Below are 19,619 nucleotides of genomic sequence, written 5' to 3' on the forward strand. Positions count from 1 at the left end.
GACGGTGCGCGATCGGCTCAGGCCGACCGGGCATCGGGGTCGGCCGGGGCCTCAACCCGCTCGGAGGCCACCGGGGTCGGCGCGCCGGCCGGCGGATTCACCTGCGGCGGGGCGTCCTGATGGAGCTCCTTGACCTCGGCCTTGAAGATGCGCATCGACTTGCCGAGCGAGCGTGCGGCATCGGGCAGGCGCTTGGCACCGAACAGCAGAATGAACACCAGGGCCAGGATCAGCCAATGCCACGGTTGTAGTGCGCCCACTTTGGTTACCTCCAGAAGTCGCCTTGATCCTACCGCAGCGAGCCGCCCGGTCCGGGCCTGCCGCGGGTCGTCAGTCGGTCAGATCGTAGGCCCGCAGCGCCTCGGCGGCGGCCGCGCGCACCTGCTCGGCCAGGGCGGCGGGCTCCAGCACCGTGACCGCGGACCCGAATCCCAGCAGCAGCCGGCTCATCCACGCCTCGGAGGCATAGGTCATCGCCGCGTCCAGCGAGCCGTCGGCGTTCTCGGCCAGCAGCCGCATCGGGTAGTACTCCAGCATCCAGGCCGAATCCGGGGCGATCCGCAGCGTCGCCGACGGCAGCGCCGGGTCCGCGTTGAACAGGCCGGTGTCGGTTTCGGCGGCAACCGCCGGCTCCGGCGGCGCGGACGGCTCGTCGAGCATGACGGCGGCCTGGATCCGGTCGAACCGGAACAGCCGCACCCCGTCGGCCTCCCGCGACCAGGCCTCCAGATAGCTCTGGTTGTCGATCAGGGTGACCCGGATCGGGTCGACGACCCGGCTGCCGAGCGCATCCCGGGACGCCGAGTAGTACTCGATGGACAGTGCGCAGCGATCCCGGACGGCCGCGCGCACCGCCGCAACAGCGGCGCTTTCCTGAGCACCGGCCGGCGGGTGACCTTCCGGCGGCACGCCTCCGGCGGCGGCCTCCACCTTGGCCAGCGCGCTGCGGGTGGCCGCCGGGTCGACCAGCCCGGGCACGTCGGCCAGCGCCCGCAGGGCCAGCAGCAGGGTGGCGGCCTCGGTGGAGGTCAGCCGCAGCGGATGGTCCATGCCCTGGGAGTCGAGCACGTCGATGGCCAGGCCGTCGTCGTCGTAACAGATGTCGATCAGGTCCCCGCCGGCACCGCCGGGCAGCCCGCAGAAGGTCAGCTGGGCCAGGTCCTTGGCCAGCTGGTTGCGGCTGACGCCGAGGTCGGCGGCGGCCTGGTCGTAGCTGACCCCGGGGTTGGCCCGCAGGTAGGGCACCATGTTCAGCAGCCGGACCAGCCGCTCGGAGCTGCCCGTCATCGCCGATCCCCCGTCCCGGCCGCGGCCCGCAGCCGCGTCAGCACCTTCTCCCGCAGGTCCGACGGCGCCAGCACCACCGCGTCGGCGCCGTGCCCGGCGATGTCGCGCAGCAGCGATTCCCGCGGCCCGGTGTCGATCTCCAGGATCTGGCCGGGGCGCCCGGCCCGCACCCGGTCAGCGACCTCGGTGCCGATCCGGCGCAACGAGTTGGCCCGGCCGTCGGCGACCCAGACCCGCACCGGAACCGATTCCGCGCTGGGCTCGGCGGCACTGACCGCCGCCGCGGCGATCGCCCGGACGTCGGTGCCCGGCGGCGGACCGACCGCCCCGGGGGCGCCGACGGTCTCGATGTCCGACCGGATCCGGGACACCCGGAAGGTCCGGACGTCCTCCCGGTCCCGGTCGTGGCCGACCAGGTACCAGCGGCCACCGACGGTGACCACGCCCCACGGTTCGATGGTGCGCTGCGAGTACGGCACCGCCGGCGAGGACCGGTGCCGGAACCGCACCGCCTGGCCGGCCGACACCGCGGCCAGCAGCACCGCCAGCACATCCTCGGCGCCGCGCAGGCCGGGCAGCCCCATCGGGGCGCTGAACGGGATCGGGTCGGCGTCGACGTCGACTCCGGCCGCGCGCAGCTTCAGCAGCGCCCCCTCGGTCACCGTCGCCCACTCCGGGGTCTGCCACAGCGCGGTGGCGATCGCCACCGCCGCGGCCTCCTGCGCGGTCAGGTCGATGTCGGGCAGCGCGTAGGCGTCCCGGTTGATCCGGTAGCCCTCGACGGTGTCGGAGCCGGCCACCTTGCCGGTCTGCAGCGGGATGCCCAGGTCCCGCAGTTCGCCCTTGTCCCGCTCGAACATCCGGGCAAACGCCTCGTCGGTGGCGCACTCGGCGTACCCGGTCACGCTGCGGTGGATCTTCTCGGCGGTGAGGTAGCCGTGCGTCGACAGCAGCGCGATCACCAAGTTCAGCTGCCGTTCGACCTTCTGGGTTGCCACCGCTACACCCTATGGCCCGCCCGCAGCCAAGGCCGGTAGCCACACGCGCGGCGGCTACATGCTGGCGATCAGCCGATTGACCCGCTCGTCGGAGGACCGGAACGGGTCCTTGCACAGCACGGTGCGCTGGGCCTGGTCGTTGAGCTTGAGGTGCACCCAGTCGACGGTGAAATCCCGGCCGGCGTCCTGGGCGGCGGCGATGAACTCCCCGCGCAGCCGGGCCCGGGTGGTCTGCGGCGGGGTGGTGACCGCGGCGTCGATGTCCTCATCGGTGGTGATCCGCGCGGCCAGCCCCTTGCGGGCCAGCAGATCGAACACCCCGCGGCCGCGCTTGATGTCGTGGTAGGCCAGGTCGAGCTGGGCGATCTTCGGGTCGGCCAGCTCCATGCTGTAGCGGTCCTGGTAGCGCTGGAACAGCTTGCGCTTGATCACCCAGTCGATCTCGGTGTCGACCTTCGCGAAGTCCTGGCTCTCCACCGCGTCGAGTTGGCGGCCCCACAGGTCGACGACCTGCTCCAGCTCCGCGCTCGGCTCGCGGGTCTTGAGGTATTCGACCGCCCGGCCGTAGTACTCCCGCTGGATGTCCAGCGCGCTGGCCTGCCGGCCGCCGGCCAGCCGCACCGGGCGCTGCCCGGTCAGATCGTGGCTGACTTCCCGGATCGCCCGGATCGGGTTGTCCAGGGAGAAGTCCCGGAACGGCACGCCCGCCTCGATCATCTCCAGCACCAGCGTCGCGCTGCCCACCTTGAGCATGGTGGTGGTCTCGCTCATGTTCGAATCCCCGACGATGACGTGCAGCCGACGGTACTTCTCGGCGTCGGCGTGCGGCTCGTCGCGGGTGTTGATGATCGGGCGGCTGCGGGTGGTGGCGCTGGAGACGCCCTCCCAGATGTGCTCGGCGCGCTGACTCAGGCAGAAGGTCGCCGCCTTGGGGGTCTGCAGCACCTTGCCCGCCCCGCAGATCAGCTGCCGGGTCACCAAAAACGGCAGCAGCACATCGGAGATCCGGGAGAATTCCCCGGCCCGGACGATCAGGTAGTTCTCGTGGCAGCCGTAGGAGTTTCCCGCGGAATCGGTGTTGTTCTTGAACAGGTAGATGTCACCGCCGATGCCCTCGTCGGCCAGCCGCTGCTCGGCGTCGAGCAGCAGATCCTCCAGCACCCGCTCCCCGGCCCGGTCGTGGGTGACCAGCTGCAACAGGCTGTCGCATTCGGCGGTGGCGTACTCGGGATGGCTGCCGACGTCGAGGTACAGCCGCGCGCCGTTGCGCAGGAAGACGTTGCTGCTGCGGCCCCAGGACACCACCCGGCGGAACAGGTAGCGCGCCACCTCGTCGGGGGAAAGTCGACGATGACCGTGGAAGGTGCAGGTCACGCCGAATTCGGTCTCAATACCCATGATTCGTCGCTGCACACCGTCGAGCTTACGGCGTGCCGGGTGTGCCCCGCCGGGAATGGCGGCCTCCCGGCGTGGCCGACGGATCGCGCGCCGCCCGCCGCCCCGCGCCCCGGCCTGGGGATGACGGACTTCGGTGGCCGCCGCGCCGGTGCCACCATGACCCATGGCCGAGGACAACCTGGCACTGCAGTCGGCGCGGCTGGGCGCGGCGGCGACCGCGGTGCGCACCGCGGCCGCCGGCATCGCCGCCCTGGCCCGCCGGGACGGCCTGGCCCGCGCGGGCGCCCTGCCCGGCTCGGCGACCTGCGCGGTCACCGGTCCCGCCGACATCGCGCGGCGGGTCGCGGTGCTGGCCGCCGACCTGGCCAACTGGGCCGACGGGGTCAGCGGCGGCGGGCAGCGACTGACCGAGGCCGACGACGCCGCCCGACGCCGGATCGCCGGCTCGTGAGCCGGCCGACGCTGCGCCAGGCGATCAGCTGGCAACCCGACTCGCTGGAGGCCGCCGCCGGGGTGTGGGACGCCGCCGCCACCGATCTGCACCGCGACGTGGAGGTGCTGATCCGCGGTGTCGAGGGCCTGCACGAGCACTGGCGCGGCTCCACCGCGGCCGCCGCCCGCACCCGGATGACCGGGCTGACCGGCGAGGCGACCCGGCTGGCCCGGGTGTTCGTCGCGGCGGCGGCGGTGGCCCGCAGCGGCGCCCAATCGATCGGGCAGCGCCGCGACGAGGTACTCGCCGCGGTCGCCGCGGCCCGCGCCGAGGGCTACCCGGTGGCCGACGACGGCACCGCCCACGCCCCGGCACCGGCGAGCGAGGTGATGACTTCGCGGGCCGCGGAGCTCAGCATCACCGTCGCCGCGGCGCTGGATCGGCTCGGCGTCGCCGACGAGGACACCGCCCGCGACCTGGACGCCGCGTTCCGGATCGCCGAACCGGCCCCCACCACGGCGGCCGGCTGGCCGACCGGCCCGGCGGCCCTGGTGGCCGGCTGGCCCACCCTGAGCCAGGAGGCGATCGCCGCCCAGATCGCGGCATTGTCCCCCGAACAGCGCCGGCAACTCGTCGAGGCCGCGCCCCGCCAGGCCGGTAACACCGATGGAGTGCCCTGGCCGCTGCGGATCGCGGCAAACCGGCTCAACATCGCCGAGGCGATCCTGACCCAGCGGGGGCTGCTGGATCGCAGCGCGCAGGACAAGGCGCGCAGCGAGCTCAGCGGCCCACTGCCCGCGGCGCTGACCCGCGGCGCCGGGGACCCGGCGAGCCAGGAGCGAGTGCGGGCGGCGCTGCTCAGCGACCCGGCGATCCGGGCCCGCGCGGCCGCCGCGCACGACCGAAAGGTCAACGCGCGCATCGAGTTCTACCAGGGCCTGCTGGCCGACGTGCCGGACCCGACCGGCCGCAGCGAGCTGCCGGTGCCGCGGCAGTTCATCGCCTTCGACCCGCAGCGCTCCTCGCTGATCGAACTGCACGGCGACCTGCGCACCGCCACCAACCTCGGCGTACTGATCCCGGGGCTGAACACCACGCTGGCGGGCAGCGCCGCGAACGTGGACACCGCCCGCCGGTTCACCCGGGCCGGCGGCGGACGGCTGGCGATGATCAGCTACCTGGGTGGGGAGTTCCCCACCGGCACCGACCTGGTGTCCGGGATCCGGCAGGCCGCCGAACCCGGCTACGCCGAGCGGATGGCGCCGCGACTGGTCGCCTTCAGCGCGGACGTCAAACGCACGGTCGACGGGACCGGCCGGACCATCCCGGTCACCTACCTGGGGCACTCCTACGGCGGCTCCATCCTGGGCACCGCCGAGCGGGACGGGCTGACCGCCGACCGCACCGTCTACGTGGCGGCGGCCGGTGCCGGGGTCGGGGTGCACGGGCCCGGCGACTGGCACAACCGCAACCCCGACGTGCGGCGCTTCTCGATGACCGCACCGCTGGACTGGATCGAGGCCGTGCAGGGCATCCCGTTCGGACCGCACGGCGCCGACCCGGACACCATGGCGGGGGTGATCCCGCTGGGCACCGGCCGGCGCGCCAACGGGTCACCGATGATGGGCCCGGGTGCGCACAGCGGCGTGGTCAACGACCCCTCGGACGCCTGGAACAACCTGCTCGCGGTGCTGCTGGCCGGACCCGAGCCGCGCCGGCCGCGGTGACCGCGCCGTAGCCGGACGTACCGATCCCCGGCAATCCCGGATTTACGCTCCACTGGATTCCCACTGACCACAGAACTCCCAAACGGTACGTCCGGCTACGGCTGTGGATGGCTGAATACCGCTACTCACCCAACCACGCGACGATGGGCCATGGCCGTTGTCGACGAACTCACCCGCCTCGGCGGCGTGGCGACCCGAGCGGCGCTCATCGCACGCACCTCACGGCGACAGGTCGACAATGCGCTGGCCGGCGGACAGATCGTGGCGCTGGCGCGTGGCCGTTACGCGGTGCCCCAGATCCAGGCGGACATCGCCGCCGCCCACCGACTGTCCGGTGCGGTCTGCCTGCTCAGCGCCGCTCTTCGGCACGGTTGGGCGGTCAAGACCCCGCCCAAGCTGCCGCAGATCGCTGTCCCCCGTAATCGCCGGCTAACCCCGGAGCTGGCCGCCGGCGCCGAGGTGCGACGGCTTCGGCTGGTGACCGGCGATGTCGTTGACGGTGTCACGTCCCGGGACCGCACCATCATGGACTGCCTGCGCCTGCTCCCCGACGACGAGGCGCTGGCGGTCGCGGATTCGATGCTGCGGGACGGGGGCGCCCGGTCCTCGCTGGAGGCCCTGGTGCGCGACGCCCGCGGCCCGGGCACCGCGCGGATGCGGCTGCTGGTCCAGCGTGCTCGCGCCGATGCGGCCAACCCATTTGAGTCGGTGCTGCGTGCGATCGGCCACCGAGTTCCCGGGCTGAACCTGCGGCCCCAGGTGGTGATCCGGCGCCCCGACGCCAACATCATCGGTGGCGGGGCGCGGCTCGGCCGGCCGGATCTGGTCGACGAGGACCTCCGGATCATCGCCGAGGCCGACTCCTTCGAATGGCACGGCAACCGCGCGGCCCTGCAGGCCGACGCGCGCCGCTACAACGCGTTCACCGTCGCCGGTTGGCTGGTGCTGCGCTTCTGCTGGGAGGACGTGATGTTCAATCCCGATGGGGTCCGGGGCATCCTGGCCGCGGCCGTAGCCGAACGTACCGATCGGCGGTGACCCCGCACTTTGACCGCCACTTGCACACCACCGGCAGCACAAGTCCCAAACGGTACGTTCGGCTACGGCTGGTCAGTCGGCCTTGCCGCGCAGCCGGGCCCGCAGCACCTCCCGGTTGACCGCGGCGATCGCGGTCATCGGGATGTTCTCCGGGCAGACCTGCACGCACTCGCCGTAGCTGGAGCACGGCCCGAACTGCTCCTGCATCGCCCCGGTCAGCGCTTTGGCCCGCCGGCCGCGTTCGGCCCGGCCCCGGGTGACGGTGCCCAGGTGCAGCAGCTTGGCGCCGGCGAACAGGTGCGCGGCGCCGTTCGGGCAGGCCGCCACGCAGGCCCCGCAGCCGATGCAGGCGGCGAAGTCCAGCGCGTATTCGGCGGCCTCCTTGGGCAGCGGTTCGGCGTCGGCGTCCGCGGCGGTCCCGGCGTCCAGGCCGATGTGGCCGCCCGCGGTGATCATCGCGTCCAGCGCGGACCGGTCCACCACCAGGTCGCGCAGCACCGGGAACGCCGCCGAGCGCAGCGGTTCGATCCGGATGCGGTCCCCATCGGCGTAGGACCGGACGTGCTGGCGGCAGGACGGGGTGTTGGGCACCGGGCCGTGCGGCCGGCCGTCGACGGTCACCCCGCAGGACCCGCACACCCCCTCCCGGCAGTCCGAGTCGAAGGCCACCGGGTCCTGCCCCGCGGCGACCAGGGCGTCGTTGAGCCGGTCGAGCAGTTCCAGCAGCGACATCTCGGCGGTGGCGTCCTCGATCGGGTAGCGCTCGAAGCGGCCGGCCGAGGCGGGGTCGCGCTGGCGCCAGATCTCCAGGGTCAGTTTCATCGGCTCACACGTAGTTCCGGGTTTGCAGGGGGACGGCGGTGAAGTTCAGTGGCTCGTCGCGGCGCACCGGGGTGCCGCCGGAGCCGGGCGCCCAGGCGGACACGAAGCACCAGCGGTCGTCGTCGCGCTGCGCCTCCCCGCCGGGGCTCTGGTGTTCCTGCCGGAAGTGCGCCCCGCAGGATTCGTCGCGGTCCAGCGCGTCGATGCACATCAGCCGGGCCAGGCCCAGATAGTCGGCCACCCGGCCGGCCTTCTCCAGTTCCTGGTTGAACTCCCCCGCGCCGCCGGCCACCCGCAGGCCGGCGTGAAAGTCGGCGGTCAGCTCGTCGATCTCGCCGATCGCGGTAGCCAGGCCGGCCGCCGACCGCGAGACCCCGCAGCCGCGGTAGAGGATGTCGCCGAGCCGGCGATGGAAGCGGTCCGGACCCTGGGTGCCGCCGATCGCCAGCAGCGCCTCGATCCGCTCCCGGGTCTGTCCCAGCGTCGCGGTCACCGCAGGGTGATCGGCGGCCGGCGGCGCGGTGCCGAGCAGCCCGGCCAGGTAGTTGGGCACCGCGTACGGCAGGGTGAACCAGCCGTCCACGCACGCCGACAGCAACGAATTGGCGCCGAGCCGGTTGGCGCCGTGGTAGGCCCAGCCGGCCTCGCCGCCGACGAAAAGGCCGGGGATGGAGGTCATTTGGTCGAAGTCGCTCCACAGTCCACCCATCGCGAAGTGCGCGCCCGGGGCGATCCGCATCGGGACGGTGTAGGGGTCCTCGCCGGTGGCGTCGCGGTACATCGAGAACAGGTTTCCGTACCGTTCGGCGATGACGTGCCGGCCGAGCCGGGCCAGCGCGTCCCGGAAGTCCAGGTACACACTGTTTTTCAGCGGGCCGACGCCGTGCCCGGATTCGATCTGGGCGCGCGCGGCACGGGAAGAGACATCCCGCGGGGACAGGTTGCCGTAGGACGGGTACATCCGCTCCAGGTAGTAGTCCCGCTCGGCGTCGGGGATGTCGGCCGGGGCGCGGTCATCGCCGGCGCGTCGGGGTACCCAGATCCGGCCGTCGTTGCGCAGCGATTCGCTCATCAGGATGGTCTTGGACTGCCAGGGTGAGCTGACCGGCAGCGCGGTCGGATGGAATTGGATGAACGACGGCGAGGCGAACAGCGCGCCGCGCTGGTGGGCGCGCCAGGTGGCGCTGGCATTGGAGTTGCGTGCCAGGGTGGAGCGGAAGAACACGTTGCCGTAGCCGCCGGTGGCCAGCACCACGGCATGCCCGGTGGTCGCCGACACCTCGCCGGTCACCAGGTTGCGGGTGACGATGCCGACGGCGCGGCCGTCGGCGACGATCAGATCCAGCATTTCGGTACGGGTGTGCAGGTTCACCGTGCCGAGCCCGACCTGGCGCAGCAGCGCCTGGCTGGCCGCGATCTGCAGCTGCTGGCCGGTCTGGCCGCGGGTGTAGTAGGTCCGCGAGACCTGCACCCCGCCGAACGACCGGGTGGCCAGGCTGCCGCCGTACTCCCGGGCGAACGGCGCGCCGATCGCGTTCATGTGGTCGATCACCCGCGCGGACTCCTGGGCCAGCCGGTAGACGTCGGCCTCCCGGGTCCGGAAGTCCCCACCCTTGACGGTGTCCTTGACGAAGCGCGCGACGCTGTCGTTGTCGACCTTGCGGCCGCGGGCGGCGTTGATGCCGCCCTGGGCGGCGACGCTGTGCGCGCGCCGCGGCGCATCGTGGAAGGTGAAGGACTCCACCCGGTAGCCCAGTTCGCCCAGTGCCGCCGCGCAGCCCGCCCCGGCCAGCCCGGTGCCCACCACGATGACGGTGAACTTGCTCCGGTTCAGCGGGCTGACCAGCCGGTAGTCCAGCAGCCGGCGTTCCCAGGCGGTGGCCGGATCCCCGTCGGGCACACCCCCGTCCAGCGGCGCGCCGCGGCCGCGCAGCTCGCCCAGATGCACCCGGTCCACGCTCACCTCAGCCACCCGGCCTGAACCGCGATCGGGATGCTCATGTTGGCGACCATCACCGCGCCGGCCAGCAGTCCGCCGGCTGCGATGGCCAGCTGCCGGGTGCGCCGCCCGGTCACCCCGAGATCGCTGACCGCGGTGTACAACCCGTGCGCCAGGTGCGCGCCGAGCACCAGCATCGCCAGCAGGTAGAAACCGGCCACGGCGGGGCGCTCGAAGCTGGCGACCAGGTTCGCGTAGGCGGCGCTGGAGCTGGTCGTGGCCGGGGTGAACGCGCTCGATGCGGCCGGGCCGGTGCCGGTGGTCAGGTCGAGAATGTGGAAAACGATGAAGGCCAGCAACACGATTCCGCTGACCGCCATGGTGCGGGCGGTGAAGGATCGCAGCCCCCGCAGGCCGCGGCGACGGAACGGTCCGCGGGCCCGCCGGGCCCGCGCGGCGAGCACCGCGGCGGCCCCGACGTGCGCGACCAGGCAGGCCGCCAGCACCACCCGGAACAGCCACAACGCGCCCTGGTACGGCAGCAGCGGCTCGGCCAGGGTCCGCAGCCAGTGCGCGTAGGCGTCGAAATGCTCTGCCCCGGTGTAGATCTTGAGGTTGCCGATCATGTGCACGAAGACGAACAGCGCGAACACCACACCGGTTACCGCCATTACGATCTTCAGGCCGATGGTCGACGGCCGCCACCGCAGCCGCACGCCGGGGGGAATCAGCGCCGGCCGGCGGGGCACCTCGTGCCCGGCGTCGGCGGCATCGGCCACCGCAGACCCCTGCCCACCCGAGGCGGTCATTGCATCACTCCCTACGCCATCGCCTGCAACGAAAACTACACCCCGTCGTAGCGACCCGCCCGGGATCAGCGCGGAACCCGCGGGCCGGCCCCGACGGCGTCGGCGACCAGCTGGACCAACCCGCCGAGCAGCGGCGCCCGCAGCAACCAGCCGGTCACCGCCCAGCCCAGCGACAGGTGCTCCAGCGCCGCGCCGAGGGCCCGGGTGCCGTCCACGCTCAGCCCGTCGGCGCCGGTGTACCGCAGCCGGTGCAGCGCCGGGCGCACGGCATCGGCGTCGACGATCTGCAGCGCCACCGGCGCCCGGGCCGCCAGCCAGCAGCCGAGCCGGCTGCACGGGTCACAGCCGCCGGCGACATACAGCCGGGCCGGCTGCCGCAGCCGGCTCGGTGTCCACCGCGGCAGCCAGTCGGTCACGGTGCCGCGGTAGGCCGTCCAGTCGGCGCCGAACCGCCGCACCAGGTCGCCCCGTTCGCTCCAGCCGGCCAGGCCGGCGCCGAAGACCGCGCCCGCCCCGGCGATCGCCGCCAGTTCGGGGGCGGCGAACACCGCCGCCCCGATCAGCAGCAGGGTCACCGCGCACAGCTGCATCGGGTTGGCCAGATAGGCGTACGGCCCGCTGCGGACCAACCGGACCGGCGGATCCCACGGATACGGCGTCCCGCCGCCGCGGACGAATTCGGCGACCGCCGCCAGCGCGATCACCAGCACGATCAGGCCGAGCTGGGCGGCGACCAGATCGGCCGGCCCGCCGAATTGCGCCCACAGCTGCGACCAGGACCGCCCGGTGCCGGCGAAGGCGATCGCGGGCAGCAGAAATCCGGCGGTCGCACCGAACAGCGCCACCTGGCCCGCGGCGCGCAGCCGCAGGCCGGTGCCGCGGTCGGTGAGCACGCCGAGCAGCACACCGGGGATCAGGCACAGCCCGACCGTGGCGAGCTCCCCGATCCACCACCGCGGCGCCAGGGTGACCAGCGGGTCGAGCACGCCCATCACCAGGGCGTCGAAGGCCACCAGCAGGCCCGCGCACAGCGCCGGGCGCAGCCACGGGGTCAACAGGATCGGCACCGCACCCCACAGCAGCGCCCAGCCGGCGACCACGTCGACGGGAACCTGCGCCCACATCGCGCCGGCGGTGCCGAAGTGCCAAGCCCCGGCCGCCACCGCGACGGCGTTGACCGCCAGCAGGCCCACCAGGTTCCACAGCGCCGCCAGCACCGCGGCGCCGCGCCGGCGCGGATCGGGGGTGAGCAGCCAGAGCACCGCGGTCAGCAGCACCGGGGTGAGGACCGCGCCGGTGCGCAGCACGCCCACGTCCAGGCCGGTGGTCACCGTGGCGGCGACCCGGCGCCGAGGTCGATGGCGTCCAGCAGATAGTCGGCGGCGCGGCCGGCGACGAACTGCTCGATCGGCCCGAAGTACCAGCCCGGGGCCAGCCGCCGGGTGAACCGCAGGGTCCAGCTGATCTCGGTTCCACCGGCCGGCAGCGCCCGCCAGTGCACCTCGCTGGTCCGCCACGCCAGCCAGCTGGCCAGCGGGGTGTGGTCGGCGACGGTCGCGAACGTCACCGACTCCGGGCCGGACTCGGCGACCCGCAACTGCAGCGCGCTGGCGTGCTCGCCCCAGTGGTGGGCCGCCACCCCGGGCGGGCGGTGGTGCGCCCCGGCGAACCGGACGCTGCGCTGGTCGCCGGGGTCCAGCCCGCCGGCGTCGTCGATCGGCGCCGGGAAGCCCAGCGCCAGCACCCCGCCGGGCCGATGATCGGCGAATCGCAGCGGCCGGGCCAGCGCCGCCCGAACCTCGTCGGGGCTGGCCGCCACCACCCGGGATTCGGTCACCGACTGGTCATCGGGCAGCGTCAGCGCCGGGGTGACGCCCTCCAGCGCGGTCAACAGCAGCAACGCGGGCACCACAACCACCTGGGCGCGGCCCCCGCCGCGGCGCGACCACTGCACCAGCGCCGCCACCATCAGGCCGACGGCGTAGCACAGCGGCGCGGCGATCAGGACGCAGACGAAGCCCTCGCCGAGCACCGGCATGGCCAGCAGCAGCGCCAGGGTGATCCCGCGCAGGGTCATGCCAATCAGGTTCTTCGACGGTGCCGACAGCGCCAGCACCAGCGCGAAGACCGTCGGTATCCCGAGGTAGAACGCGGCGGTCTGGCCCAGCCCGATGCCCCTGATCAGCCGCACCGCGATGACGCCGACGGCCAGCGCCAGAATCAGCGCGGCCAGCCGCCATTGCGCGGGACTCGGCCGGTACGCGGTGCTCACCGGCAAAACGCTACTCGGCGGCCGGGGACTCTTCCGTCACTTCTTCGGGCGCCGGATCCGGCACCGGCAGCAGCGCTTCCAGCGCGGCGCCGGTGATCCGGCGGAACGCCCGGCGGGGCCGGTTGGCGTCGAGCACCGCGACCTCCAGGTTGCCCGCCCCGAGCACCCGTCGCTCCCCGTCGGCGCCGGTTTCCAGCGCGTGCACGGCGACACCGACTGCGTCGGCCAGCGCGGCGTTGGGCAGGTAGCTGTCCTTGAGCGCGGCGGCGATCGGCTCGGTGGAGCCGCCCATCACCACGAACTCCGGTTCGTCGGCGATCGAGCCGTCGTAGGTGATCCGGTACAGCTCAGGGGGTTTGGACTCGCCGTAGTGGGCAACCTCGGCGACGCAGAGCTCCACCTCATACGGCTTGGCCTGCTCGGTGAAGATGGTGCCCAGCGTGGAGGCGTACCGGTTGGCCAGTTGCCGGCCGGTCACGTCGCGGCGATCGTAGGTGTAGCCGAGCGTGTCGGCGAGCTGAATGCCGCCGCGGCGCAGGTTGTCGAACTCGTTGAACCGGCCGACCGCGGCGAAGCCGATCCGGTCGTAGAGTTCGCTGACCTTCTGCAGCGACCGGGACGGGTTCTCCGCGACGAACAGCACCCCGTCGGCGTAGGCCAGCGCGACGACGCTGCGGCCGCGGGAGATGCCCTTGCGGGCAAGCTCGCTGCGCTCCCGCATGGCCTGCTCGGGTGAGATGAAGTACGGGAAGCTCATGACTGCTCCCGAATGTCGGTGTGCGGGCCGTGCGTTCGGCGCACGCTGGTGCGCTCGCGGCCGGCGATGATGCCCCGGGCCAGTTCGGCGATCCGCTCGGTGGGCACCTCCTCGGCGCCGTCGGCGCCGATGGTGACCGCGGTCGGGAAGATCCCGCGGACCAGGTCCGGTCCGCCGGTCGCCGAGTCGTCGTCGGCGGCGTCGTAGAGTGCCTCGATCGCCGCGGCCAGCGCGGAATCCCCGTCGGCCACAGCCGAATACAGCTTCTTCAACGAGGACCGGGCGAACAGCGAGCCGGAGCCCACCGAGTGGTAGCCCTCGTCCTCGATGTTCCAGCCGCCCGCGGCGTCGAACGACACGATCCGCCCGGCGTCGGCACCGTCGGGATCGTCAAGGTCATAGCCGACCAGCAGCGGCAGCGCGACGAAACCCTGAAGGGCCGCACCGAGATTGCCGCGCACCATGTTGGCGAGCCGGTTGACCTTGCCCGGGAAGCTCAGCGCGACGCCCTCGAGCTTCTCGTAGTGCTCCAGTTCGACGGCGTACAGCCGGGCGAATTCCACCGCGATGGCCGCGGTTCCGGCGATGCCGGTCGCGGTGTAGTCGTCGGTGATGTAGACCTTCTGCACGTCCCGGCTGGCGATCATGTTGCCCTGGGTGGCCCGCCGATCACCGGCGATCAGCACACCGCCGGGGTATTTCACCGCGACGATGGTGGTGCCGTGCGGCAGGTCGGCCCCGCTCATCGTCGTCGATCCGGTCGGCAGCAGCTGGGGAGCCTGCCGGCGCAGCAGGTCGGTGAACGAGGACAGATCATTGGCCGATCCGGTGAACAGTGCGCTGGGGTCCGGGCGTTCGTGAGACGACCGGGTCACTGGCCACCCTTTTGCACATAGGCGCGGACGAAGTCCTCGGCGTTCTCCTCGAGGATGTCGTCGATCTCGTCGAGCAGGTCGTCGGTCTCCTCGGTCAGCTTCTCCCGACGCTCCTGACCGGCGGCCGAGCTGCCGGCCAGCTCGTCGTCATCGCCGCCGCCACCTCCGGCGCGCTGCTGCTCCTGGGCCATCGCTGCCTCCCGGTCGAGTCGTCAAGTTCCTTCACCCTACCGGGCGAGCACCGCTCAGGACGTCAGCTGGTCGACGAGTTCGGCCGCGCTGTCGACCGAATCCAGCAGCGCACCGACATGGGCCTTGCTGCCCCGCAGCGGCTCCAGGGTGGGAATCCGCACCAGCGACTCGCCACCGAGGTCGAAGATCACCGAGTCCCAGCTGGCCGCGGCGATGTCGGCACCGAACCGGCGCAGGCATTCGCCGCGGAAGTAGGCGCGGGTGTCGGTCGGCGGGTTGGCGACGGCGTCGAGCACCTGCTGCTCGGTGACCAGCCGCTGCATCGACCCGCGAGCGACCAGCCGGTTGTACAGGCCCTTGTCCAGCCGCACGTCGGAGTACTGCAGGTCCACCAGCTGCAGCCGGGGCGCCGACCAGCCCAGTCCCTCGCGGGTCCGGAAGCCCTCCAGCAGCCGCAGCTTGGCCGGCCAGTCCAGCAGGTCGGCGCACTCCATCGGGTCGCGCTCGAGCAGGTCCAGCACCCGGGCCCAGGTCGCCACGACGTGCTCGGCGCGCGGGTCCGGGTCGCGGCGGTCCAGCATCTTGGCCACCCGATCGAGGTAGATGCGTTGCAGCGCAAGGCCGGTCAGCTCCCGCCCGTCGGCGAGCGCGACGGTGGCCCGCAGGCTGGGGTCGTGGCTGATCACGTGCACGGCGTGCACCGGGCGGGCCAGCGCCAGGTCGGACAGATCCGCGCCGTCCTCGATCAGGTCCAGCACCAGCGCGGTGGTGCCGACCTTGAGGTAGGTGGAGGTCTCGGCCAGGTTGGCGTCACCGATGATGACGTGCAGCCGGCGGTATTTGTCGGCGTCGGCGTGCGGTTCGTCGCGGGTGTTGATGATGCCGCGCTTGAGGGTGGTCTCCAGCCCGACCTCGACCTCGATGTAGTCGGCGCGCTGGGACAGCTGGAAGCCGGGCTCGTCACCGGAGGCCCCGATGCCGACCCGGCCCGACCCGACGATCACCTGGCGCGAGGCGAAGAACGGCATCAGCCCGGCGATCACCGCGTTGAACGGGGTGGCCCGGCTCATCAGATAGTTCTCGTGGGTGCCGTAGGAGGCGCCCTTGCCGTCGACGTTGTTCTTGTAGAGCTGCAGCCGGGCGGCGCCCGGCACCGAGGAGGCGAACCGGGCCGCGGCCTCCATCACCCGCTCCCCCGCCTTGTCCCAGATCACCGCGTCCATCGGGTCGGTGACCTCGGGCGCGGAGTACTCCGGATGGGCGTGGTCGACGTAGAGCCGGGCACCGTTGGTGAGGATCATGTTGGCCGCACCGATCTCGTCGGCGTCGATGATCGGCGCCGGCCCCGAGGATCGGCCCAGGTCGAAGCCGCGGGCGTCGCGCAGCGGAGACTCCACCTCGTAGTCCCACCGGGTGCGCTTGGCGCGCGGCACCCCGGCCGCGGCGGCATAGGCCAGCACCGCCTGGGTGGAGGTGATGATCGGGTTGGCGGTCGGGTCGGTGGGCGAGGAGATTCCGTATTCGACCTCGGTACCGATGATCCGTTGCATGCTCCCAGGGTATCGGTGCGCGACGGCCACCGGACCGGCGGCCGGATCGGCGGGACCAACCCGGGGCCGTCGACCCCGGGCCGGACCGCCGAACCGTCGCTACAGGTACTGGCCCAGGTTCGATTCGGTGTCGATCGCCCGGCTCGCACTCGACGATTTGCCGGTGACCAGGGTGCGGATGTAGACGATCCGCTCACCCTTCTTGCCCGAGATCCGCGCCCAGTCGTCCGGGTTGGTGGTGTTGGGCAGGTCCTCGTTCTCGGCGAACTCGTCGACGATGGAGTCCAGCAGATGCTGGATGCGCAGGCCGGGCTGGCCGGTCTCCAACACGCTCTTGATCGCGTACTTCTTGGCCCGGTCGACGACGTTCTGGATCATCGCCCCGGAGTTGAAGTCCTTGAAGTACATGACCTCCTTGTCCCCGTTGGCGTAGGTGACCTCCAGGAACCGGTTGTCGTCGATCTCTGCGTACATCCGGTCGACGACCTTCTCGATCATCGCCTTGATGCAGGCGCCGCGGTCGCCGCCGAACTCGCCGAGATCGTCGGCGTGCACCGGCAGCGCCTCGGTGAGGTACTTGCTGAAAATGTCCTGCGCCGACTCGGCGTCGGGGCGCTCGATCTTGATCTTCACGTCGAGGCGGCCGGGCCGCAGGATCGCCGGGTCGATCATGTCCTCGCGGTTGGACGCGCCGATCACGATGACGTTCTCCAGCCCCTCCACGCCGTCGATCTCGGCGAGCAGCTGGGGCACCACCGTGGTCTCGACATCGGAGCTGACGCCGGTGCCGCGGGTCCGGAAGATGGAATCCATCTCGTCGAAGAACACGATCACCGGGGTGCCCTCGGAGGCCTTCTCCCGCGCCCGCTGGAAGATCAGCCGGATGTGCCGCTCGGTTTCACCGACGAACTTGTTGAGCAGCTCGGGGCCCTTGATGTTGAGGAAGTAGGACTTGGCTTCCTTGGCGTCCTCGCCGCGCACCTCGGCCATCTTCTTGGCCAGCGAGTTGGCGACGGCCTTGGCGATGAGCGTCTTGCCGCACCCCGGCGGCCCGTAGAGCAGCACCCCCTTGGGCGGGCGCAGGGCGTATTCCCGGTAGAGATCCTTGTGCAGGAACGGCAGCTCGACGGCGTCGCGGATCTGCTCGATCTGCCGGGTCAGGCCGCCGATGTCGCTGTAGGAGACGTCCGGCACCTCCTCCAGCACCAGATCCTCCACCTCGGCCTTGGGGATCCGCTCGAAGGCGTATCCGGCCTTGGTGTCCACCAGCAGTGAATCGCCGGGGCGCAGCCGGCGGGCCCGCTCCTCGTCGGTCAGCGGGGCCAGCGGGTCGGCCTGCGGATCTTCCTCGACGATCAGCGGTTCGGCCAGCCAGACGATGCGTTCCTCGTCGGCGTGCCCGACGACCAGCGCCCGGTGCCCGTCGGCGAGCACCTCACGCAGCGCGCAGATCTCCCCGACCGACTCGTAGGCGCCGGCCTCCACGACGGTCAGCGCCTCGTTGAGCCGCACGGTCTGGCCCTTGCGCAGGGTGTCCGCCTCGATGTTGGGCGACAGCGTCAGCCGCATCTTGCGCCCGGAGGTGAACACGTCGACGCTCTCGTCGTCGGCGACCGACAGCAGCACGCCGTAGCCGCTGGGCGGCTGGCCCAGCCGGTCGACCTCCTCGCGCAGCGCGAGCAGCTGCTGGCGGGCCTCCTTGAGGGTGTCCATCAGCTTGGCGTTGCGGGAGGTGAGGGAGTCGACGCGGGTCTCCAGCTGCTGGATGTCGCGGGCACTGCGCAATCCGCTGCCGGTTCCGACCACGCTTTCGAGCTGCGTGCGCAGCGCGGCGGTCTCCCGGCGCAGCCGTTCCAGCTCGGCGGCATCGTCGGGCCCCGCGGGATCGCGGAAGTTATCTGAACGCTCAGACGGGCTCATGGTGCGCTCCTCCCCTCACCTTCAAGTTGGTGCGGTAACACCGTCAACGCTACCGGCGATTCAGTCCATGTGTGTGCTCTGGGAACTCGACACACCCCAGAAACTGTTAGCCTCGAAACAATCGCTTGGCCTTTGGGAAGGACCGCCGTGACCAAGAAAAACATCCTGACCGGCATCGTTACCGGTGCAGCCGCCGTGGCATTCACCGTAGGTGGCGCCGCGGGCATGACCTCGCTGACCGCCGCGCCGTCGACCCCGGCGGTGGCGCCGGTGGTGTGGGATATTCCGATGCCTGCCGCGCCGGCCCCCGAACTGCAGTCGGCGCTGACCCAGACCCTGAGCGGGCTGGCCGCGGGCGGTTCGTTCGCCAGCAAGCAGTCCTACATCGAGGGCGGCCTCGGCCGCATCGCGACCCGCGCCGCGGACGCCAAGTTCCAGCAGAAGCAGGCCGAGGGCGTCTTCCCGCTGACCTTCAACGTCATGGATATCGACCAGAACGGCCCGCTGGCCACCGCCAATGTCACCGCGACCTCGGCCACCGGCAATGAGGCGTCGATGCCGCTGACCTTTGTGCAGGGCCCCAGCCCCAGCGGCTGGCAGCTGTCGAAGGGCTCGGTGGGCGCCCTGATGTCGGCGATGAACTAGCAAAAGACCGGACGCCGGAGTACCGCACTGGTGCATCGCTACCCGACGATCATCCTGAGCGCCGCCACCGTCGTGGCGGCGCTTGGGCTTTCCGGCTGCACGACGGCGGGCCCGCCCGCGGCGACGCCGAGCAGCGTGGTCAGCGCCGCCACCCCGGCCGGGGCACCGCTGCCGGACCCGGCCGCCCTGATCGACGTGCTGGCCCGGCTGTCCGACCCGGCGGTGCCGGGGGTGCAGAAGCTGGCCCTGGTGGAGGGCTCCACCGAGGCTGACGCCGGTGCACTGGACGCCTTCGCCCGGGCGCTGGCGGACAATCACGCGCTGCCGCTGGGCATCGCGGCCACCGACCTGGCCTTCTCGGATCGGGATCCGGCGAACGTGACCGCCGAGGTGACGATCACCCCGGCCGGCGCCGAGCCGGACCGGGCGTTCTCCTTTCCGATGGAGTTCACCCCGGCGGGCGCGGCGTGGCGGTTGTCGCGCCAGACCGCCAACCTGCTGCTGACCATCAACGCCGGGCCGCCGGCGCCGCCGCCGGGTGCCCTGCCGCCACCGGGCGGCGCGGGCGAGCCGGTTCCGGCCGGCCCGCAGGCCCCCGCCCCGGCGCCGCCGCCCGGTCCCGCACCCGAGTCCCCGCCGGGCTGAGCCGATGTGGATCGGCTGGCTGGAGTTCGACATCCTGCTCGGTGCGGTGGCCTCGCTGAAGCAGAAACGCTCGGTGGTCCGGCCCATCGTGGCCGAGCTGCGCAAACGCTTCGCGGTTTCGGCCGCCGAGACCGGCCACCTGGACCTGCACCGGCGGGCCGGCATCGGGGTCGCGGTGGTCGCCGCCGACGCCGCGCACGTCACCGAGGTGCTCGACGCCGCCGAGCACCTGGTGGCCGCCCGACCGGAGATCGAACTGCTCTCGGCCCGCCGCGGGCTGCGCCGCAGCGACGACTGAGCGCCGCCGCGGCG

General features: G+C 72.2%; 20 protein-coding genes. 6 read left to right on the plus strand and 14 right to left on the minus strand.

What is annotated here, in order from left to right:
* Positions 1-17: 17 nt before the first annotated feature.
* The 4 genes from tatA to pafA all read right to left on the minus strand — a co-directional run bounded on the left by tatA (position 18) and on the right by pafA (position 3,698).
* Positions 18-260 carry a Sec-independent protein translocase subunit TatA gene (gene tatA / locus G6N10_RS05770; protein ID WP_085099450.1) on the minus strand — a complete coding sequence of 81 codons (243 nt, stop codon included), beginning with the start codon at positions 258-260 and terminating at the stop codon, positions 18-20.
* Positions 261-330: 70 nt separating this feature from the next.
* Entirely contained in the window at positions 331-1,287 is a 957-nt protein-coding gene (locus G6N10_RS05775) for a helix-turn-helix transcriptional regulator (protein ID WP_085099447.1), read from the minus strand.
* Complete coding sequence (locus G6N10_RS05780) at positions 1,284-2,285, minus strand: helix-turn-helix transcriptional regulator (protein ID WP_085099443.1); 1,002 nt, start codon at positions 2,283-2,285, stop codon at positions 1,284-1,286. The genes G6N10_RS05775 and G6N10_RS05780 overlap by 4 nt, the downstream gene beginning before the upstream one ends.
* Before the next feature lie 54 nt (positions 2,286-2,339).
* Entirely contained in the window at positions 2,340-3,698 is a 1,359-nt protein-coding gene (gene pafA / locus G6N10_RS05785) for a Pup--protein ligase (protein ID WP_109750602.1), read from the minus strand.
* 148 nt (positions 3,699-3,846) lie between these two features.
* On the opposite strand from pafA, the gene G6N10_RS05790 reads away from it, so the two are divergent.
* The 3 genes from G6N10_RS05790 to G6N10_RS05800 all read left to right on the plus strand — a co-directional run bounded on the left by G6N10_RS05790 (position 3,847) and on the right by G6N10_RS05800 (position 6,881).
* Positions 3,847-4,134 carry a DUF7162 family protein gene (locus G6N10_RS05790; RefSeq protein ID WP_085099437.1) on the plus strand — a complete coding sequence of 96 codons (288 nt, stop codon included), beginning with the start codon at positions 3,847-3,849 and terminating at the stop codon, positions 4,132-4,134.
* Entirely contained in the window at positions 4,131-5,843 is a 1,713-nt protein-coding gene (locus G6N10_RS05795) for an alpha/beta hydrolase (RefSeq protein WP_085099434.1), read from the plus strand. Before G6N10_RS05790 ends, G6N10_RS05795 begins: the two co-directional genes overlap by 4 nt.
* Before the next feature lie 150 nt (positions 5,844-5,993).
* Positions 5,994-6,881 (plus strand): DUF559 domain-containing protein, encoded by an 888-nt coding sequence (locus tag G6N10_RS05800; RefSeq protein WP_109750601.1) that lies wholly within the window; start codon positions 5,994-5,996, stop codon positions 6,879-6,881.
* Between the two features lie 72 nt (positions 6,882-6,953).
* On the opposite strand, the gene G6N10_RS05805 is transcribed toward G6N10_RS05800, so the two are convergent.
* From G6N10_RS05805 to arc, 10 genes are all read right to left on the minus strand, one after another.
* Entirely contained in the window at positions 6,954-7,703 is a 750-nt protein-coding gene (locus G6N10_RS05805; protein WP_085099425.1) for a succinate dehydrogenase/fumarate reductase iron-sulfur subunit, read from the minus strand.
* A gap of 4 nt (positions 7,704-7,707) precedes the next feature.
* Entirely contained in the window at positions 7,708-9,666 is a 1,959-nt protein-coding gene (locus G6N10_RS05810; RefSeq protein ID WP_234810657.1) for a fumarate reductase/succinate dehydrogenase flavoprotein subunit, read from the minus strand.
* Entirely contained in the window at positions 9,663-10,451 is a 789-nt protein-coding gene (locus G6N10_RS05815) for a succinate dehydrogenase cytochrome b subunit (protein ID WP_085099418.1), read from the minus strand. The genes G6N10_RS05810 and G6N10_RS05815 overlap by 4 nt, the downstream gene beginning before the upstream one ends.
* Before the next feature lie 65 nt (positions 10,452-10,516).
* Positions 10,517-11,782: a methyltransferase family protein gene (locus G6N10_RS05820; protein WP_085099415.1), complete on the minus strand. Its 1,266-nt coding sequence runs from the start codon at positions 11,780-11,782 to the stop codon at positions 10,517-10,519.
* On the minus strand, positions 11,779-12,723 hold the full coding sequence (locus tag G6N10_RS05825) for an SRPBCC family protein (RefSeq protein ID WP_234810648.1): 945 nt from the start codon (positions 12,721-12,723) through the stop codon (positions 11,779-11,781). The genes G6N10_RS05820 and G6N10_RS05825 overlap by 4 nt, the downstream gene beginning before the upstream one ends.
* Before the next feature lie 10 nt (positions 12,724-12,733).
* Positions 12,734-13,480 (minus strand): proteasome subunit alpha, encoded by a 747-nt coding sequence (gene prcA, locus G6N10_RS05830; protein WP_085099407.1) that lies wholly within the window; start codon positions 13,478-13,480, stop codon positions 12,734-12,736.
* The gene (gene prcB / locus G6N10_RS05835) at positions 13,477-14,355 is read right to left on the minus strand and encodes a proteasome subunit beta (protein ID WP_085099405.1); all 879 of its coding nucleotides are present in this window, start codon (positions 14,353-14,355) and stop codon (positions 13,477-13,479) included. The genes prcA and prcB overlap by 4 nt, the downstream gene beginning before the upstream one ends.
* The gene (locus G6N10_RS05840; RefSeq protein WP_085099401.1) at positions 14,352-14,546 is read right to left on the minus strand and encodes a ubiquitin-like protein Pup; all 195 of its coding nucleotides are present in this window, start codon (positions 14,544-14,546) and stop codon (positions 14,352-14,354) included. Before G6N10_RS05840 ends, prcB begins: the two co-directional genes overlap by 4 nt.
* Before the next feature lie 54 nt (positions 14,547-14,600).
* Positions 14,601-16,097 (minus strand): depupylase/deamidase Dop, encoded by a 1,497-nt coding sequence (gene dop / locus G6N10_RS05845; RefSeq protein ID WP_085099398.1) that lies wholly within the window; start codon positions 16,095-16,097, stop codon positions 14,601-14,603.
* A 99-nt stretch (positions 16,098-16,196) separates the two neighbouring features.
* Complete coding sequence (gene arc / locus G6N10_RS05850) at positions 16,197-18,017, minus strand: proteasome ATPase (RefSeq protein ID WP_085099395.1); 1,821 nt, start codon at positions 18,015-18,017, stop codon at positions 16,197-16,199.
* A 147-nt stretch (positions 18,018-18,164) separates the two neighbouring features.
* Here arc and G6N10_RS05855 point away from each other — a divergent pair, with 147 nt between their 5' ends.
* The 3 genes from G6N10_RS05855 to G6N10_RS05865 are packed head-to-tail and all read left to right on the plus strand — an operon-like array spanning position 18,165 to position 19,605.
* On the plus strand, positions 18,165-18,662 hold the full coding sequence (locus G6N10_RS05855; RefSeq protein WP_085099392.1) for an MTB12 family secreted protein: 498 nt from the start codon (positions 18,165-18,167) through the stop codon (positions 18,660-18,662).
* 30 nt (positions 18,663-18,692) lie between these two features.
* Positions 18,693-19,307: a lipoprotein LppK gene (locus G6N10_RS05860; RefSeq protein ID WP_085099388.1), complete on the plus strand. Its 615-nt coding sequence runs from the start codon at positions 18,693-18,695 to the stop codon at positions 19,305-19,307.
* 4 nt (positions 19,308-19,311) lie between these two features.
* Positions 19,312-19,605 carry a DUF503 domain-containing protein gene (locus tag G6N10_RS05865; RefSeq protein ID WP_085099383.1) on the plus strand — a complete coding sequence of 98 codons (294 nt, stop codon included), beginning with the start codon at positions 19,312-19,314 and terminating at the stop codon, positions 19,603-19,605.
* The last annotated feature ends 14 nt before the right edge of the window (positions 19,606-19,619 follow it).

The organism is Mycolicibacterium fallax, assembly GCF_010726955.1.
GTDB lineage: Bacteria > Actinomycetota > Actinomycetes > Mycobacteriales > Mycobacteriaceae > Mycobacterium > Mycobacterium fallax.

Coding starts and splice junctions, on each gene's coding strand:
- G6N10_RS05775 (WP_085099447.1), bottom strand. CDS start 1,287: ATGACGGGCAGCTCCGAGCGGCTGGTCCGGCTGCTGAACATGGTGCCC.
- G6N10_RS05790 (WP_085099437.1), top strand. CDS start 3,847: ATGGCCGAGGACAACCTGGCACTGCAGTCGGCGCGGCTGGGCGCGGCG.
- G6N10_RS05800 (WP_109750601.1), top strand. CDS start 5,994: ATGGCCGTTGTCGACGAACTCACCCGCCTCGGCGGCGTGGCGACCCGA.
- G6N10_RS05805 (WP_085099425.1), bottom strand. CDS start 7,703: ATGAAACTGACCCTGGAGATCTGGCGCCAGCGCGACCCCGCCTCGGCC.
- G6N10_RS05815 (WP_085099418.1), bottom strand. CDS start 10,451: ATGACCGCCTCGGGTGGGCAGGGGTCTGCGGTGGCCGATGCCGCCGAC.
- prcA (WP_085099407.1), bottom strand. CDS start 13,480: ATGAGCTTCCCGTACTTCATCTCACCCGAGCAGGCCATGCGGGAGCGC.
- G6N10_RS05840 (WP_085099401.1), bottom strand. CDS start 14,546: ATGGCCCAGGAGCAGCAGCGCGCCGGAGGTGGCGGCGGCGATGACGAC.
- dop (WP_085099398.1), bottom strand. CDS start 16,097: ATGCAACGGATCATCGGTACCGAGGTCGAATACGGAATCTCCTCGCCC.
- arc (WP_085099395.1), bottom strand. CDS start 18,017: ATGAGCCCGTCTGAGCGTTCAGATAACTTCCGCGATCCCGCGGGGCCC.
- G6N10_RS05865 (WP_085099383.1), top strand. CDS start 19,312: ATGTGGATCGGCTGGCTGGAGTTCGACATCCTGCTCGGTGCGGTGGCC.